This window comes from Streptomyces sp. NPDC048441 (assembly GCF_043200235.1).
GTDB lineage: Bacteria > Actinomycetota > Actinomycetes > Streptomycetales > Streptomycetaceae > Streptomyces.
Genome location: NZ_JBICXM010000011.1, coordinates 83,598 through 99,440, shown reverse-complemented (window position 1 = coordinate 99,440; position 15,843 = coordinate 83,598). Strand labels below are relative to the sequence as shown.

Below are 15,843 nucleotides of genomic sequence, written 5' to 3'. Positions count from 1 at the left end.
TCGTATGTGCGTCTACTGAGGTGTGGTTTACGGCTCGAACTTGTAGCCCAGGCCCCGCACCGTCACCAGGTAACGCGGCGCCCCCGGGTCCGGCTCGATCTTGGCGCGGAGGCGCTTGACGTGGACGTCGAGGGTCTTGGTGTCCCCCACGTAGTCCGCGCCCCAGACGCGGTCGATGAGCTGCATACGGGTCAGGACGCGGCCCGCGTTGCGCAGGAGCATCTCCAGGAGGTCGAACTCCTTGAGGGGCAGGTCGACCTTGGAGCCGGAGACCGTGACCACGTGACGGTCCACGTCCATGCGGACCGGACCCGCCTCCAGGGCCTGCGGTGCGACCTCCTCGGGCTCGCCGCGGCGGCGCAGGACCGCACGGATGCGGGCCACGAGTTCGCGTGAGGAGAAGGGCTTGGTGACGTAGTCATCGGCTCCTATTTCCAGGCCGACCACCTTGTCGATCTCGCTGTCCTTGGCGGTGACCATGATCACCGGGACGTTGGAACGGCTGCGCAGCTGGCGGCAGACCTCCGTGCCGGGCAGGCCCGGCAGCATCAGGTCGAGCAGGACGAGGTCGGCGCCGTTGCGCTCGAACTCGTCGAGTCCGTCGGGTCCGGTGGCCGCGATGGCGACCTCGAAGCCCTCTTTGCGGAGCATGTAGGACAGGGCGTCGCTGAAGGATTCCTCGTCCTCGACGACGAGCACTCGGGTCACGGAAGGACCTCCGGGGCAGGGATGGGTTCGTACGCAGTGGTCTCGTCGGGCCGTGCGGTGCCGGCTTCGCTGCCGTCTCCGCCGTGACCGGATCCGCGGTCGCGGTTGGCGGCTGCTTCGGGCAGCCGCAGGGTGAAGGTGGAGCCCTGTCCCTCGGAGCTCCACACGGTGACCTCCCCGCCGTGCGAGGCGGCCACGTGTTTGACGATGGCGAGGCCGAGGCCGGTGCCGCCGGTGGCCCGTGAGCGGGCCGGGTCCACTCGGTAGAAGCGCTCGAAGATGCGCTCCTTGTCCTTGTCGGAGATGCCGATCCCCTGGTCGGTGACGGCCACCTCTATGAGATCGCCGCCGGGTGCGGTGACCCGGCGGGCCGCGATGCCGACGCGGGTGCGGGCGGGCGAGTAGTTCACGGCGTTCTCGACGAGATTGCCGAGTGCCGCCGCGAGCTGGCCGCGGTTGCCCCATATCTGGAGGTCGGCGGTGCCGCCCGCGGCCATGGTGATCTGTTTGTGGGATGCCTGGTGACGGCTGCGGTCGATCGCTTCCGCCACCAGTTCATCGACACGGACGGGTTCGGCGTCCTCCAGGGGGTCGTCGTTCTGGACCCGGGAGAGGTCGATGAGCTCCTGGACGAGGCTGGTCAGGCGGGTCGCCTCGATCTGCATCCGGCCCGCGAACCGCTCGACGGCCTCGGGGTCGTCCGAGGCGTCCATGACGGCCTCGGAGAGGAGGGAGAGTGCCCCTACGGGGGTCTTGAGCTCATGGCTCACGTTCGCGACGAAGTCGCGTCGTACGGCTTCGATGCGGCGGGCCTCCGTGAGGTCCTCCACCAGGAGCAGTACGAGGCGGGAGCCGAGAGGGGCCACGCGTGCGGAGACGGCGAGGGCCTCGCCCCGGCCGGTGCCGCGGCGTGGCAGGTCGAGCTCGACCTGGCGTATCTCTCCGTCGCGGCGGGTGTCGCGGGCCATCTGGAGCATGGGCTCCACGGCGAGCTTGCCGCCGCGGACCAGGCCGAGGGCGTACGCCGCCGAGCTGGCCTTGACCACGCTGTCCGCCTCGTCGAGGACGACGGCGGACGAGCGGAGCACGGAGAGAACCGTGTCGACGCCCGGTGGCAGTACGGCGTCTGTGTGCAGGGAGGTCCGGGTGGGGCGTTTCAGGTCGCGCTCGCTCCAGCGGAACGCCAGCATGGCGATGACACCGGTGCACACCCCGGCGATCGCTGCCGCTGCGGCGACCGCCGCGTTCACGTCCATGCCTCCAGGTTATGCGCCCTTTACGCACCGGCCACAGCCATACGGGTGCGGCCTCGAACACTCGTCGCCCAGAGTTCACCGAGGGGACGGTGATGGTTCACTTCCGCCGAACGGGTTACGCCGGGCCGCGTCAGGGCCGCGCCGGGCGTGGCACTCCCCGTCGCCCATAGTTCACCTCGGTGACAGGGACGGTTCACTCCGGATGCCGGAAACGGACGCGTCGGGGCCGCACCGTGGGAGCGTGGGGGTCACCCCCCGGGACGTACTAGAGAGGGACATCCACATGCGGGACGCGTACCACGAGGAACTTGACTCGATCGGCGAGGGCCTGGTCGAGATGGCCCGGCTTGTCGGGTCCGCGATCGGGCGCGCCACCACGGCCATGCTCGACGCCGACCTGAAGATGGCCGAAAGCGTGATCGCCGCTGACCAGAAGGTCGACGATCTTCAGCACGAGCTGGAGGCGCGCGCGATAGCCCTGCTCGCACGGCAGCAGCCGGTCGCCACCGACCTGCGCATCGTCGTGACCTCGCTGCGGATGAGCGCCGACCTGGAGCGCGCGGGCGACCTCGCCCAGCACGTCGGGAAGCTGACGCGCCTGCGCTTCCCGACGTCGGCCGTTCCACACGACCTGCACGCGACGATCCTGGAGATGGGGCAGCTCGCGCAGCGCCTGATGGCGAAGGCGGCGGAGGTCATCATCACGAAGGACGTCGACCTGGCGCTCCAGCTGGAGCAGGACGACGACGAGATGGACCTGCTGCACCGGACGCTCTTCCAGCACCTGATGGACGACCGCTGGAAGCACGGCATCGAGACGGCTGTCGATGTGACGCTCCTGGGCCGTTACTACGAGCGGTTCGCGGACCACGCCGTGTCGGTGGCGAAGAGGGTCGTCTACCTGGTCACCGGTGAGCACGCGGACGAGATCCAGCCGACGGGAACGCCGGTGGAGGGCGCCTGAGCCGTCCCGTCCATCGGCCGGCGTGCGCGCGATGACGAGCAGTGGGGTGTGCCCCGCACCGATGCGACGGTGCGGGGCACACCCCGTCGTTCGTTCCGGCGCCTCAGCCGCAGCAGCCGCCGCACTGGCACGGTCCGCCCGACTGGCAGCCGCAGCCGCAGCCCGAGCCGCAGCCGCAGCCGCCGAGAAGCACGAGTGCGGGCAGGCCCGGCGTATCGACCGACTGCTCGGGGACGCGTTCGGTCATGGGGGACTCGGCCATGGGTCTCCTCCTCTAAGGCGTACTGCTGAGGCTCGAAGGCGTACTGCTAGTGCGTACTGCCTGTTGCCCCTTCCATGCCCACTCCTGAGGGGCGCACCAACGGCGCACACGCGCGCGGCGCCTCAGCGGGGAGCCCCCTCATGAGCGACCAGTAGCCGAAGGCGGCGACGGTTCCGATGACCGCGCAGGTGCCCCAGAGCCACTCGGCACCGAAGCGGTCGATGACGAAGCCGGACATCAGCGGGGCGACGAGCGCGGCGACGGCCCAGGACAGGGTGTACATGCCCTGGTAGCGGCCTCTGCCGTGGAGGGGCGAGAGGCGCACGACGAGTCCGGTCTGGGTGGGCGCGTTCACGATCTCGGCGAGGGTCCAGACGCACACGGTGAGGGCGAAGACGCCGATGGATCCGGCGAAGGCGGTGAGCCCGAAGCCGTAGCCGGCGAGGAGCGCGGAAATGATCAACAGGCGCTGCGGGTCCCGGTGTTCGATGAACCGGGTGACGGGGATCTGCAGGACGACGATCAGTACGCCGTTGACGGCGATGGCCATTCCGTAGTCGGCGGGCGTGAATCCGGCCTCGCCCATGGCGACGGGCAGTCCCACGGACCCCTGCTGGAAGATGAGCGCGATGAGGAAGGAGAGCCCGACGACTCCCATGAAGCGCCCGTCACGCAGAACGGTCCCGAGTCCGACGTCCGGCTCCGAGGCCTTCTCCAGGGCGGTCCGCACGGGCCGCGACTCGGGCAGCTTCGCGAACACGAGGATGGCGCAGGCCATGGTCATGCCCGCCTCGATGAGGAACCCGGCGAGGTAGCTGAACTCGGCGATGAATCCGGCGCCCGCTGAGGAGATGGCGAAGCCGAGGTTGATGGCCCAGTAGTTGAGGGAGAAGGCCCGCACCCGGTCCTCGGGCCGCACGATGTCGGCCATCATCGCCTGGACGGCGGGCCTCGACGCGTTGCTGGCCATGCCGACGAGGAAGGCGACGGCGGCGATGGCCAGGGGCTCCTTCATGAAGCCGAGGAGGGCGACGGAGAGGGCGGTGGAGGCCTGGGCGATGAGGAGGGTGGGGCGCCGCCCGAGCCGGTCGGTCATGACACCGGCACCCAGCGAGGAAACGACACCGCCGAGCCCGTGGAGGGCGGCGACGAGTCCGGCGTAGGTCGCCGAGTAGCCGCGGTCGAGGGTCAGATAGAGCGCCATGAAGGTGGCGACGAAGGCGCCGAGCCGGTTGACGAGGGTGCTGGTCCACAGCCACCAGAACTCGCGGGGAAGCCCGGATACGGACTCCTTGGCGGCACGTCTCAGGGCGGCGAGCGACATCGGTTTTCCCCCACGGTCAGACAGAAATGTAAGTGGCTCAAGCGCGGAGTGAACATTACGATCTCGCTGCCCCGAAGAGCCAGCGGATTAGCGGAAACCGTCAACTGACCCGGCTGCTGTCCGGGCTGCGGGCGGACGCGCGGGGTGCCCGGCGGTTCGATTACGCTCAGGGGCATGGCCGACGCACCGTACAAGCTGATCCTCCTCCGCCACGGCGAGAGCGAGTGGAACGCGAAGAACCTGTTCACCGGCTGGGTGGACGTCAATCTCAACGAGAAGGGCGAGAAGGAGGCGGTCCGCGGCGGTGAGCTGCTCAAGGACGCCGGCCTGCTCCCCGACGTGGTCCACACGTCGCTCCAGAAGCGCGCGATCCGCACCGCGCAGCTGTCCCTCGAGGCCGCCGACCGCCACTGGGTCCCGGTCCACCGCAGCTGGCGCCTGAACGAGCGTCACTACGGTGCGCTCCAGGGCAAGGACAAGGCGCAGACGCTCGCCGAGTTCGGCGAGGAGCAGTTCATGCTCTGGCGCCGTTCGTACGACACCCCGCCGCCGGCGCTCGCCCGCGACGCGGAGTACTCCCAGTTCGACGACCCGCGCTACGCGACGCTCCCGCCGGAGCTGCGCCCCCAGACGGAGTGCCTGAAGGACGTCGTCGTCCGGATGCTCCCGTACTGGTTCGACGGCATCGTCCCGGACCTGCTGACCGGCAGGACGGTCCTGGTCGCCGCCCACGGCAACTCGCTGCGCGCCCTGGTCAAGCACCTGGACGGCATCTCGGACGAGGACATCGCGGGCCTGAACATCCCGACGGGCATCCCGCTGGCGTACGAGCTCGACGCGGACTTCAAGCCGGTGAAGGCCGGGGGGACTTACCTCGACCCTGATGCGGCCAAGGCTGCCATCGAGGCGGTCAAGAACCAGGGTAAGAAGAAGTAAGCACGCTCGAGAAGCCCTCTGCCCGCGGTTGGTCCGCCGGGTGGAGGGCTTTCCACTGTCAGCGTCCCTGCGTCAGGAGCCCACGTGGTTGCATCCCGGTCCGCCCTCGCCCTGCTGAGCTGCGCGGCCCTATTGCTCACCGGTTGCGCGGGCGATGGCGGGAACCGGGACGGGACAGCGGATGGCGCGGGGAAGAGCCGCCCGGCCCCGCGGGATCGCGACGGTCGCAGCGAGCCCGGCATCGGTGACTTCGACAAGGACGGCTACGACGATTTCGTCACCGTCGAAGCGAGCCGCGTCTCCGGCGGGTCATGGGCCTGGCACGTGGTCGTCGTCCCGGGCTCGAAGAGCGGCCTCGACGCGGGCCGCGCCACGCGTTACAGCGACGTCTACAGCGGCCCGCTGCTCCGCGGCGACCTCGACGGCGACGGATTCACGGACCTGGTCGCCACCCGCGAGCCCTGGGGCCCGGACGGGAAGACCGAGCCGGACGCCCTCTACCGGGCAGTGATCATGTTCGGCGGTACGAACGGCCTCGGTGAGCCGGTGACGGTGGCCGCCGAGCGCCAGTTCCTCGCGATGGCCGTGGCCGACGTCAACGGCGACGGGGCCCTCGACCTGATCGACCGCGGCAAGGGGGCACAGGAGAAGGACCGCTCCCGGATACGAGGGCGGATCGCGTACGGGCCGTTCGACCGGGATGGTGCCCCCGCCCGTCTTGTGGGGCAGGAATGGAGGGCCGCCGGCGGCGGGACCACCGCCGGTGACTTCGACGGCGACGGCTTCCACGACCTGCTCTTCACCGGCGCCCCTCCGTATGCGGACGACGAGGAACCGGGCTCCGACCCGATCCCGGCAGCCGCCTACTTCCGCGGCGGCCCCGACGGCCCTGTCCCCGCCGCCGTGCCCAAGGGCCTGGACAACGGCACCGAGGACGGGGTCCTGACCCCGCTGGCCGGCGACGTGGACGGCGACGGCATCACCGACCTCCTCGTCGGAGGAGGGGGCGTTTCGGCCCCGGCCGACGGCCTCGACACGGGACAACTCGCCATCGTCTACGGCGCGAAGGGCGGACCCGGCACGGGCCGCCGCACCACGGTGTACAACCAGGAGACCCCGGGCATCCCCGGCGATTCGCAGGGCAACGACAGGTTCGGTGCCGTCTCCGGCACCGGCGACGTGACCGGAGACGGGCATCCGGACCTGGTGGTCAACACCCCGGGCGAGGACAAGGCGGGCCGCTTCACGCTGCTGCCCGGCGCGACGGACGGCTCCGGCCCTGACCCGTCCCGGGCCACCGCCTTCGACGCGGCGGCCTACGGCTGGGAGTCGATCAAGGCCACCCTGCCTCCGCTGGACATCAACGGCGACGGACATGCGGACGTGGTGGCCGAGACGTCGGGCGGCCTCCTGCTCTTCCCAGGAGGCGAAGCGGAGTTCCCCGCCGGGGACCCGAAGCTCACCAGAGCGGCGAAGGTGGGGATGGACGTGCGGGGCTGACGGCACCGGCCGTTGAGTTCCGCCGGTGGGGCGTGGCCGGTGGCCTCAGCTCTCGCCCCTGCGGGCGACATAGACGGTGTTGGTCGCGGTCCCGCCCTGGAGCGGGTTCGCGAAATCGACCACGTGCGCGGCGGTCTCCTCGAAGACCTCTGCGAGCACCGCGCCGAACTCGTCGTCCGGCGGGTCGTTCGACCACAGCGCGAACACGCCTCCGGGGTGGAGCAGTTCGGCCAGCGCGGTGAGGCCCGCCGGGCGGTACAGCGCGGCGTGGCCGGGGTGCAGTACGTGGCGTGGTGAGTGGTCGACGTCCAGCAGGATCGCGTGGAAACGGCGGCCGGGGGTCTCGGGGTCCAGGCCGCTCGGGGCAGCACCGGAGCCGTCGGCCGTATCCCCCGCGGGGACAGGGCCGCCCGCCGCCGCGCTCCCCGCGGCCATCGCGAAGAAGTCCCCGCGTACGAGTTGGCACCGGGGGTCCGATGCCAGCCCTTCGCCCAGCGGTACGAGCCCGCGCCGGTGCCAGTCGATCACCTCTGCCAGGGCGTCGACGACGATCAGCGAGCGCACCCGCGGATCGTCGAGCGCTGTCCGGGCCGTGTACCCGAGGCCGAGTCCGCCCACGGCGACATCGAGCGGGGTGTCCGGCAGCTCAGCGAGGCCGAGCCTGGTCAGCTCGACCTCGCCTTCGGTGAAGAGACTGGACATCAGGTACTCGTCGTCGAGCTTCACCTCATAGATGTCATCCCCCGACACCGGGTCCCGCCGACGCCGCAGGCTGATCTCGCCCATGGGTGTGGTCCGCCAGTCGATCTCTTCGAAACGTGCGCTCATCTGGCGAACCGTACTGGCTGGGCGAGCTCCCTTGCTTCCGCTCGGGGCTCACGGGCTGCCCGCGTCCGTGACGCCCTGCGCGAGTTCACCCACGACGTTCAGGATTCCCTGCCCGAAGGTGGTCGGGGCGATCAGGATCCCGAAGACCAGCACGATGACCACGGTCAGTTGCTCGTCGTTCCGGCTCCTGGCCTGTGTACGTCTTCGTAGCCGTAAGACGATGACGACAGCCAGCAGAACCGCCACATTGATCGTCAGCACCACCGGCCGGTCCTCCCGTCAGGCAATCAGGCAAGAACGTTCCAGTCGTCCTGTGTAGCCCGAACCACGCGGTGCGGTCGCGCAGTTACCGACGGTTGGCGGCATAGTGCCCATTCGGGGCTGGAACGGCTCGTGCCTGACGGGTATGCCAGGAACCCGGCGGCGATGTCGACGGCTACGCCTAAGCGACCCCCCGCTGCCCCTCGTACAGATTCCGTGGCCGCACCACGCCAGTGGTCCCGTAGAGCTCGATGCGCGAGTGGAGGTCTCCGGAGAAGTCCGGTACGTCGATCTGGTCGAACTCACGGACCTCGTTGACCCCGACAGTGGTGCTGTAGGGGGCCAGGCCGTCGATCCTCATCAGGCCCGCTCGTTCATTGGTGACGCGGATGTTCCAGTGCGTGAAGCGGGCTCCGAAGAGTGGGCCCGCTGACGCGTCTCCGCCGTGGCGGCCGTTGTTGTTGACCGTGATGTCCGTGCGGACGTTCGCGAAGGGCATTCCTCTGTGGCTGTCGAACGTGCCCATCCGCATGTCGCCCCGCGACCAGACGTTGTACGAGGACAGGCCCTCTACGTTGATGCCGTGGAGTTGGGTGCCTGAAGGGGCCGGGACCGTGCGGTCGTCGATCCTGAAGTCCTCGATCAAGTTGTCGTGCGAGCCCTCCCGGCAGAAGTACGGGTGGTGCGAGCCCCGGCCCGCCACCCGCGTGCGGCGCACCGTGCAGGCCGACGCGCTCACCAGGCCGAAGCCGTTGTCCACGTGGCGCACCACCACGTCGTCCGCCCAGCAGTCGTACGCGCACTGGAACGTCACCCCGTTGTAGCCCTTGTCCAGGAGGTGCGGGGACTGGGGGGTCTCGACCGCCTCCAGGGTCAGCCCTTCAACTCCCGCGCCCGTCAGCGCCTTTACGTGGGTTGTCAGGCGGGGGTCCCATTCCGGGCGTACGTCCAGGGGGAGGGGGCGTTCCAGAGTGACCGCGCCCGTGCCTGTACCCGCGCTCTTCTTTACTGAAGTGATGCGTACCGGCCACTCGTACGGGACGTACGAGGTGAGCTTCGTCTTGTCGTCCCACGTGTACGACTCCGGGCCCTCGCCCCCTCCAGCCATGTGTTCCAGGAGCGTGTGGTCCGCGTCGTCCGCCAGGCGGAGGAGGACCAGGTCGCCCTTGTGGAGGCGGGAGGTGTCCGCCACCTTCAAGGTGCGGTCGCCTCGTTTCGCGGGGGCTGTGGTGGTGAGCGTTTCCCATTCGTCGCGCTTGTTGCCCGTCCAGCCCTCGAAGGGCCACACCTTCGCCTTGATGGCCGTCGTCAGCGCGTCGTAACGGGGCTGTGGGCAGAGCCAGATGAGGCCGCCCGCCCAGGACCAGCTCGACTTGTCCCCGCCGTAGCGGGAGCCGTACGGGCCGATCAGTTCTGTGAGGTTCTTTGTCGCGTGGAGGGTGGTGCGGGTGCTGCCCGCCCCCTGGAGGACCACGTTGTCGTGGGCTATGCGGATGATGCCGTCGATGCGGTACTCGCCGGGCGGGACGACGACCGTGCCGCCGCCCTTCGCTCCCGCTTCCGCGAGGGCGCGGTTGATCGCGGGGGCCGCGTCCTGAGTGCCGTCCGGCTTCGCTCCGTAGTCCCTCACGTTCGCGACCACCTTCCGGCGAGGGAGGTGGCGGGTTCCTGAGCGAGCGCCCGCGCGGGCTATATAGGGGATCTGGGGGTGCGTGTAGGGGGTTTCCTCGAACTCCCGCCACAAGGTGGGGGTTTCGCCGGGCTTCGCCCATGCCGTCCCGCCGGTCACGCCCGTCGCGGCAACCGCCGCCACGGCTATCGCGCCGCCGAGTACGCCCCGTCTGCTCGGATGCTCCATGCCCACCGCCACCTTCCATGGATGTGAACGCCATTCATGTCTGCGATGGGCGCGAGCATGTCACGGGTGCCCCGCACGGGGAAGATGTCCTGCGGGGACGGAGAGACTGACTACGTCGGCGTGACTAGCCCTTCGGCTGAGTCAAGTGAGTGAACGCGTCCAGGTTCCGCGTGGGCTCGCCCCGCGACACCCGCCACGCGTACTCCTTGCGGATCGCCGTCGCGAAACCCAGCTCCAGGAGCGTATTGAAGGAGCCGTCCGCGTTCTCGAGGACCGAGCCGAGCAGGCGGTCGAGCTCGTCCGGGGTGACCGCGGAGAGGGGGAGTTTGCCGGTGAGGTAGATGTCGCCGAGCGGGTCGATCGCGTAACTCACGCCGTACACGCGCAGGTTGCGCTCCAGGAGCCAGCGGTGGACCGCCGCGTCGTTCTCGTCCGGGTGCCGGATCACGAACGCGGTCAGCGAAAGCGCATGTTTGCCGACCTTCAGCGAGAGGGTCGTCGACAGCTTGCGCGTGCCCGGCAGCTTCACCACGTAGGAGCCCGGCTCGGGGCTCTCCCACTCCAGGTCCGCCTCGGTCAGCGTTGCCTCGATGATCGCCGCCGCGTCGTCCTTCGCCGCCTCATCAGCCATGATGCGAGCGTACGCGACGCCTGTGCTCGTGCACGGCCGCCGTGTACACGTCCGCCGTGGCGGATGCCGCCGTGTCCCAGCCGAAGGATTCCGCGTGCTGTGCGGCCGCCTCGCCCATGCTGTCCACAAGGTGTGGATGATCGGCGAAATCGCGCAGCACGCGCGCGTAGTGGGCCGGTTCGTGACCGGGGACGAGGAATCCCGTCACCCCGTCGCGCACCGCGACCGGCAGGCCGCCCACCGATGCCGCGAGGACCGGAGTGCCCGCCGCCTGTGCCTCTATGGCGACCAGGCCGAACGACTCGCTGTACGAAGGCATCACAAGCACCGAAGCCGCCCTGAACCAGTCCGCCAACTGCTCCTGGCCCACCGGCGGCTGGAAGCGGACCACGTCCGCGATGCCCAGCTTGGCCGCCAGCTTCTGCAGGCCCTCCGGCTTCGCAAGGCCGCTGCCGCTCGGACCGCCCACCACGGGGACGACGATGTTCGAGCGCAGCTCGGGGCGCTCGTCCAGGAGGACGGCGACCGCGCGCAGCAGTACGTCAGGCGCCTTCAAGGGCTGGATACGGCCCGCGAAGAGCGGGACGAGCGCGTCCTGCGGGAGGCCGAGGCGGTGGCGGGCCGCCGCGCGGCCGTCTCCGGGGCGGAAGCGGTCCAGGTTCACGCCGGGGTGGACCACGGCGACCTTGCCCGCGTCCGCCTCATAGTGGCGGACGAGCTCGTCGGCCTCTTCGGAGGTGTTGGCGATGAGGCGGTCGGCCGCCCGGACGATCTGTGTCTCGCCGATCACGCGGGCGGTCGGCTCCGGGGTGTCGCCGAGTGCGAGCGCCGCGTTCTTGACCTTCGCCATCGTGTGCATGGCGTGCACGAGGGGCACGCCCCAGCGCTCGGCGGCCAGCCAGCCGACGTGGCCGCTGAGCCAGTAGTGCGAGTGGACCAGGTCGTAGTAGCCGGGGCGGTGGCCCGCCCACGCCTGCATCACGCCGTGCGTGAAGGCACAGAGCTGAGCGGGCAGCTCCTCCTTCGCCAGGCCTTCGTACGGTCCCGCGTCCACGTGGCGCACGAGGACGCCCGGGGCGAGTTCGACGGCGGGCGGCACCGCGCCCGTCGTCGAGCGCGTGAAGATCTCCACCTCGATGTTGATCGCCGCGAGACGCTTGGCCAGCTCGACGATGTAGACGTTCATGCCGCCCGCGTCGCCCGTGCCGGGCTGGTGCAGCGGCGAGGTGTGCACGCTGAGCATGGCCACCCGGCGTGGCCGCCGGTGTGTACCGGGGAGCCGGAGCCTGCTGGGCGCCGCCGGTGAGCGGCGACCGAGCCTGGTCACGTACTGGCTCACGTGGCGGTCCTCCTTGTACACGCGCGGGCAGGGCTCGTGCTTGGCGGGCATGACTTAAGGGAGGGCGTGCACGGTCCTCCAGAGGGAGAACATCGGAAGGTTCGACTCCATTTCCTCTTTGCCAAATCATTACTGGGTCGGGATCAACCAATGGGGCTCAGCCGATGGGCTCAGGTGACGGGCCTGGCTGACGGGCCCAGCTGACGGGCTCAGGTGACGGGCCCCAGCTGACGGGCCTGGCGGCGCATACCCTTTCCCCATGGCCTCCCGCACCCCCTCCCGCCCCGTGGGAACGGTGACGCGCGGGACCACCAACCCCAACCGCCTGCGCCGCATGGACCGCTGGATCGCCGCCACGCACGGCGCCGGGCTGCGGCGCTCCCCCGACCCTGTGGCCGTCGATCTCGGCTACGGAGCCGCCCCCTGGACCGCCGTCGAACTGCTCGTCCGGCTCAGGACCACCGCCCCCCGCGTGCGCGTGGTGGGCGTCGAGATCGATCCGGCGCGGGTCGCCGCCGCGAAGCCGTATGAGCGGGAAGGGCTCACCTTCCGGCACGGCGGCTTCGAGATCCCGCTGCCGGGCCCGGGGCGGCCCATGCTGATCCGGGCCGCGAACGTGCTCAGGCAGTACGACGAGGAGCAGGTCGCCGCCGTGTGGGAGCGACTGCGCGGGCGCCTCGCACCCGGCGGTCTGCTCGTCGAGGGGACCTGCGACGAGATCGGCCGACGGCACGTCTGGGTCGCGCTCGGCCCCGAGGGCCCGCGCACGGTGACCTTCGCGACCCGGCTCGGCTCGCTCGACCGCCCTTCCGACCTCGCCGAGCGGCTGCCCAAGGCGCTGATCCACCGGAACGTGCCGGGCGAGCCGGTGCACGCGTTCCTGCGCGACTTCGACCGCGCGTGGGCCGCGGCGGCGCCCTACGCCTCGTACGGCGCCCGGCAGCGCTGGATCAGGACGGTGCGGGAACTGACCGCGGACTGGCCGGTGGTGGACCGGTCCCCGCGGTGGCGGCAGGGCGAAGTGACGGTGCGGTGGGAGGCGTTGGCGCCGCGCCGGGGGTGAACGCACGAGGCATCCCGGGGTGAACTCGCGAGACACCGGCGGGTGAACTCCGCGTGCGGCGCGCCGTGCGTGGAACGATCTCCGGGTGCCGTTCGTCACATGGGACGGGTGGGGATCTGAGTTGCTGTCGCGCCCTGTCGTATTGCGCGTCGGCATGGCACCATCCCCGAGGCACTCGTAAGTTACTGACGGTAAATCAGTTTTGGGGGAGGCGGACGTGACGGGCAAGCGGAGTTCGACGATGGCCGGCCTGGCGCTGATCTGCGCCGCGGCGGTGCTCAGCACACCGGGCGCGGCCTACGCGAGTCCGGCGAAGCCAACACCCGGCAAGACCAAGTCTCTTGAGAGCCTGCGCAAGGAGATCGAGAAGCTCTACCACGACGCGGGCGTCGCCACGGATGCGTACAACGCGGCCGAGGAGAAGACCGAGAAGCAGTCCAAGCAGATCGTGAAGCTCGCCCGCTCCATCAGCAAGGGCCAGCAGAAGCTGGACAGGCTCAAGTCCCGTGCGGGCGCGGCGGCCCGCGCTCAGTACCGCGGCGGCGCGATGCCCTCAGAGGCCCAGCTGATGCTGAGCGACGACCCGCAGGAGTTCCTGGACGGCGCCGGGCTGATGCGGCAGGGCGAGAAGGCCACCAAGGGCATGTTGACGGAGCTCGAGCGGACGCAGGAAGACCTGCGGATCTACGCCAAGGACGCCACCGCCCAGTGGAAGAAGCTCGAGGCCAACCGCAAAGCGAAGGCCGAGTCGAAGAAGAAGATCAAGAAGAAGATCAAGACCGCCGAGGAGATGGAGTCGAAGCTCGAGAAGAAGGAGCGCGAGCGGCTCCGGAAGCTCGAGGAGGAAGCCCAGCTCAAGAAGCAGTCGGCGTGGGTGAGTTCGGGCGTCCTGAAGGACATCAAGGGCAAGGCGACCGGGCCGGGCAAGAAGGCCATCGAGTTCGCCACCGCGCAGCTCGGCAAGCCGTACGTATGGGGCGCCGAGGGACCCTCCTCGTACGACTGCTCGGGCCTCACGTCCAAGGCCTGGGCCGCCGCGGGCAAGGGAATTCCGCGTACGTCACAGGAGCAGTGGAAGCAGCTGCCGCACGTCGGCATCAAGAACATGCGCCCCGGTGACCTGATCATTTACCACGCGGACGCCAGCCACGTCGGGATGTACGTGGGCGACGGCGCGATCGTGCACGCGCCGCGGCCTGGGCGCGATGTCACCGTCGCGGGCGCGGGATCGATGCAGATTCTCGGGGTCGTGCGGCCTGACAAGTAGTCGGTAGGCCTCACAGCTAGCCTCATCTGTGCCGTACGTAGCCCCATCTGTGCCGTACGTCATGTGCCGTACGTCATGTGCCGTACGTCATGTGACCCACCGCACCCTCCCCCACCCTCTCAACCCTTCAGGCGTGATGTTCGTCATCCTGGTCGGGACCTGTCGTGCCCAATTGCGGTCCTTGTTGCGGCATATGACGGTGGCCGTTTGCCGTGCGGCATTCCAATCGGGCCTCGGCTAACGCTATGGTCCCCGTCGGTGGAGCGTTCGACCGTCGGTCCACCATGCCCTCGGGGGGAGGGAAGGAACCAAAGCCATGCCCGTACCCATACCGCGGCAGAGAGCGATCCCGGCCGCGGAAGGCGGTCAGGCTGACGCTCTGCCGACGCCCATGCCCGAACCCGTGCCCCCGACAGAACCTACGAACAGCACGAACAGCACGAACGGCACGAGCCTCAGCCTCCTGGTGATCGAGGACGAGGCGGGCTCGCTCAGCGTCCCCGCGATGCTCGACTCCGCGGGCAAGCCGATCCGTATCCGCACCGCCCGCAACCTCACCGAGGCCGAGCGGCTGCTCACGGACGACGTGCACTGCATCCTCCTCGACCTCGCCCTGGCGGGCCCCAGCGGCTCTGGCGGCTCTGGCGGCTCCGAGGAGGACGAGGACGAGCTGACCGCGCTCAAGCACGTCCTGCGCCTCGCGCCCCGGCACGCCGTCCTCGCGCTCACCGCGAACGGAGACGCCGAGCGGGGCGCGGAGGCCGTGCGGGTCGGCGCCCAGGACTATCTCTTCCGCGACGAGCTCGACGAGCGCCTCCTGAGCCGCGCCATCCGGTACGCCGTGGAGCGCAAGCGCGCGGACGCCGCCCAGCGTCAGCTGACGGAGTCGCGGCTTCGGGCCCAGGAGAACGCCCGCCTGGAGCGCGGCCTGCTGCCGACGCCGCTCCTGGACGGCTCACCGCTGCGGTTCGCCGCGCGCTACCGCCCCGGGCGCTCACGGGCACTGCTGGGTGGCGACTTCTACGACACGGTGCGCACCCCCGACGGCTCCGTGCACGTCATGATCGGCGATGTCTGCGGCCACGGCCCCGACGAGGCCGCGCTCGGCGTGGAGCTGCGCATCGCCTGGCGGACGCTGACCTTCGCGGGCCTGTGCGGCGACGAGCTGCTCTCCACGCTGCAGAAGGTCCTGGAGCACGAGCGCGCCGACGAAGAGATCTTCGCGACGCTCTGCACGGTCGACATCGCACCGGACGGCCGCCGGGCGGGGCTCTGCCTGGCCGGTCACCCGTCGCCGCTGATCGCCCGCGACGGCCGCCTCGCCGAGCTGCTCCCGTACGAGAGCAGCGGCCCGGCGCTCGGCCTCCTGCCGAACGCCCGGTGGCCGCGCCGCCAGGTGGAGCTCGGCGGCAAGTGGAGCCTGATGCTCTACACGGACGGCCTGATAGAGGGGCGCATCGGCCAGGGCAATCAGCGCCTGGGGCAGGAGGGCATGGTGGAGATGGTCCGCCGCCAGATCGCCGCGGGGCTGCGGGGCGACGAGCTGCTCGAGGCCGCGGTCAACGAGGTGCGCGAGCTGAACGGCGGCGACCTGACGGACGACGTGGCCGTACTGCTCCTGGACAGGGACCGCTAGAGCCCTTCGC

Annotated in this window: 15 protein-coding genes; 6 read left to right on the top strand and 9 right to left on the bottom strand. The window is 70.0% G+C overall.

Annotated elements, in window-relative coordinates:
- Positions 1-27 precede the first annotated feature (27 nt).
- Both ACGFSB_RS26010 and ACGFSB_RS26005 read right to left on the bottom strand, forming a co-directional pair.
- Positions 28-708, bottom strand: a complete 681-nt coding sequence (locus ACGFSB_RS26010) for a response regulator transcription factor (protein ID WP_030362171.1) — start codon at positions 706-708, stop codon at positions 28-30.
- Entirely contained in the window at positions 705-1,964 is a 1,260-nt protein-coding gene (locus ACGFSB_RS26005; RefSeq protein ID WP_393403793.1) for a sensor histidine kinase, read from the bottom strand. Before ACGFSB_RS26005 ends, ACGFSB_RS26010 begins: the two co-directional genes overlap by 4 nt.
- A 283-nt stretch (positions 1,965-2,247) precedes the next feature.
- Here ACGFSB_RS26005 and phoU point away from each other — a divergent pair, with 283 nt between their 5' ends.
- Positions 2,248-2,928 (top strand): phosphate signaling complex protein PhoU, encoded by a 681-nt coding sequence (gene phoU / locus ACGFSB_RS26000; RefSeq protein WP_393404236.1) that lies wholly within the window; start codon positions 2,248-2,250, stop codon positions 2,926-2,928.
- Positions 2,929-3,031: 103 nt separating this feature from the next.
- On the opposite strand, the gene ACGFSB_RS25995 is transcribed toward phoU, so the two are convergent.
- A complete protein-coding gene (locus ACGFSB_RS25995) occupies positions 3,032-3,190 on the bottom strand; it encodes a hypothetical protein (RefSeq protein ID WP_393403790.1) in 159 nt (52 codons plus the stop codon).
- Positions 3,191-3,236: 46 nt separating this feature from the next.
- Positions 3,237-4,514, bottom strand: coding sequence for an MDR family MFS transporter (locus tag ACGFSB_RS25990; protein WP_393403787.1), 1,278 nt, complete (start codon positions 4,512-4,514; stop codon positions 3,237-3,239).
- Between the two features lie 174 nt (positions 4,515-4,688).
- On the opposite strand from ACGFSB_RS25990, the gene ACGFSB_RS25985 reads away from it, so the two are divergent.
- Both ACGFSB_RS25985 and ACGFSB_RS25980 read left to right on the top strand, forming a co-directional pair.
- Complete coding sequence (locus ACGFSB_RS25985) at positions 4,689-5,450, top strand: phosphoglyceromutase (protein ID WP_393403784.1); 762 nt, start codon at positions 4,689-4,691, stop codon at positions 5,448-5,450.
- A gap of 84 nt (positions 5,451-5,534) precedes the next feature.
- On the top strand, positions 5,535-6,950 hold the full coding sequence (locus ACGFSB_RS25980) for an FG-GAP repeat domain-containing protein (RefSeq protein WP_393403781.1): 1,416 nt from the start codon (positions 5,535-5,537) through the stop codon (positions 6,948-6,950).
- 45 nt (positions 6,951-6,995) lie between these two features.
- On the opposite strand, the gene ACGFSB_RS25975 is transcribed toward ACGFSB_RS25980, so the two are convergent.
- The 5 genes from ACGFSB_RS25975 to mshA form a co-directional block, all read right to left on the bottom strand.
- A complete protein-coding gene (locus ACGFSB_RS25975) occupies positions 6,996-7,778 on the bottom strand; it encodes a spermidine synthase (RefSeq protein ID WP_393403778.1) in 783 nt (260 codons plus the stop codon).
- A 48-nt stretch (positions 7,779-7,826) separates the two neighbouring features.
- Positions 7,827-8,042: a hypothetical protein gene (locus ACGFSB_RS25970; protein WP_393403775.1), complete on the bottom strand. Its 216-nt coding sequence runs from the start codon at positions 8,040-8,042 to the stop codon at positions 7,827-7,829.
- 178 nt (positions 8,043-8,220) lie between these two features.
- On the bottom strand, positions 8,221-9,897 hold the full coding sequence (locus ACGFSB_RS25965; protein WP_393403772.1) for a glycoside hydrolase family 55 protein: 1,677 nt from the start codon (positions 9,895-9,897) through the stop codon (positions 8,221-8,223).
- Positions 9,898-10,021: 124 nt separating this feature from the next.
- Complete coding sequence (locus ACGFSB_RS25960) at positions 10,022-10,528, bottom strand: YbjN domain-containing protein (RefSeq protein WP_393403769.1); 507 nt, start codon at positions 10,526-10,528, stop codon at positions 10,022-10,024.
- On the bottom strand, positions 10,521-11,867 hold the full coding sequence (gene mshA / locus ACGFSB_RS25955) for a D-inositol-3-phosphate glycosyltransferase (protein WP_393403767.1): 1,347 nt from the start codon (positions 11,865-11,867) through the stop codon (positions 10,521-10,523). Before mshA ends, ACGFSB_RS25960 begins: the two co-directional genes overlap by 8 nt.
- 259 nt (positions 11,868-12,126) lie before the next feature.
- Here mshA and ACGFSB_RS25950 point away from each other — a divergent pair, with 259 nt between their 5' ends.
- The 3 genes from ACGFSB_RS25950 (at position 12,127) to ACGFSB_RS25940 (ending at position 15,833) form a co-directional block, all read left to right on the top strand.
- A complete protein-coding gene (locus ACGFSB_RS25950; RefSeq protein WP_393403764.1) occupies positions 12,127-12,930 on the top strand; it encodes a class I SAM-dependent methyltransferase in 804 nt (267 codons plus the stop codon).
- Positions 12,931-13,171: 241 nt separating this feature from the next.
- Positions 13,172-14,197 (top strand): NlpC/P60 family protein, encoded by a 1,026-nt coding sequence (locus tag ACGFSB_RS25945; protein WP_393404233.1) that lies wholly within the window; start codon positions 13,172-13,174, stop codon positions 14,195-14,197.
- Positions 14,198-14,513: 316 nt separating this feature from the next.
- Complete coding sequence (locus ACGFSB_RS25940; RefSeq protein ID WP_393403762.1) at positions 14,514-15,833, top strand: PP2C family protein-serine/threonine phosphatase; 1,320 nt, start codon at positions 14,514-14,516, stop codon at positions 15,831-15,833.
- The last annotated feature ends 10 nt before the right edge of the window (positions 15,834-15,843 follow it).